Source organism: Desulfobulbus alkaliphilus, assembly GCF_016918545.1.
Taxonomy (GTDB): Bacteria; Desulfobacterota; Desulfobulbia; order Desulfobulbales; family Desulfobulbaceae; genus Desulfobulbus; species Desulfobulbus alkaliphilus.
In genome coordinates, this window is record NZ_JAFFQC010000105.1 from 1 (window position 1) to 789 (window position 789).

A 789-nucleotide genomic window follows, 5' to 3' on the forward strand; every position below is an offset into this window, starting at 1 on the left:
TGCCAAGGATGCGCTTCAGTTGGTCACGGCTTACGATACCGAAAATGGGCTGGTGTTAAGCCAGAAAGCAACCCCTAACAAGAAGGGGGAAATCGAAACCGTCAAAGATATGCTGGACATTCTTGAGCTAAAAGGAGCCGTTGTCACACTCGATGCGTTGCATTGTCAGCGTGAGACACTGGAGAAAATCAGCGAGAAGAAGGCTCATGTAGTGGTACAGGTCAAGAATAATCAACCGAAGCTGTATCAAGCGGTTCAATCGCAATTCCAGTCACTGTTTGACGCCCAGAAAGAGAAGATTGTCGTCGAGCACAAAGAGAGTGGACATGGCCGCCAGGAAGAGCGTTATGTGTTTCAATTAAAAGCCAAATTACCGCCAGAGTTGACGGAGAAATGGCCGACAATCCGCAGCATCATTGCCGTTGAGCGTCACCGCAGCGCCAACGGAAAAGGAACGGTAGATACCTCTTACTATGTCAGCTCGTTATCCCCCAAGCACAAGCTGCTAGGGCACTATATACGGCAGCACTGGCGGATAGAGAACAGCCAGCATTACATTCTTGATGTGGTGTTCAACGAGGATGCTTCCAGGATAGCGATGGAGGATGCGGTCGAGAATATGGCGCTATTCCGGCGGTTCGTATTGAATATCGTAAAACAGAGCAATTGTGGTGCTCGAAGTCAGAGAAACAAGCTAAAAAGAGCCGGCTGGAATGACGACTATCGGGCTCAGTTATTCTTTGGTTAAAATATCAACAAAGTGTGCTCCCGCCCTGGGAAGAGAGTGGC

The 789-nt window shown here is 49.0% G+C and carries 1 protein-coding gene; it reads left to right on the forward strand.

Annotation, left to right across the window (positions count from 1 at the left end):
• Positions 1–748, forward strand: a 748-nt coding sequence (locus JWG43_RS17570) for an ISAs1-like element ISAs1 family transposase (protein WP_205244252.1), incomplete at its 5' end; no start/stop codon positions are given.
• Positions 749–789: the final 41 nt, after the last annotated feature.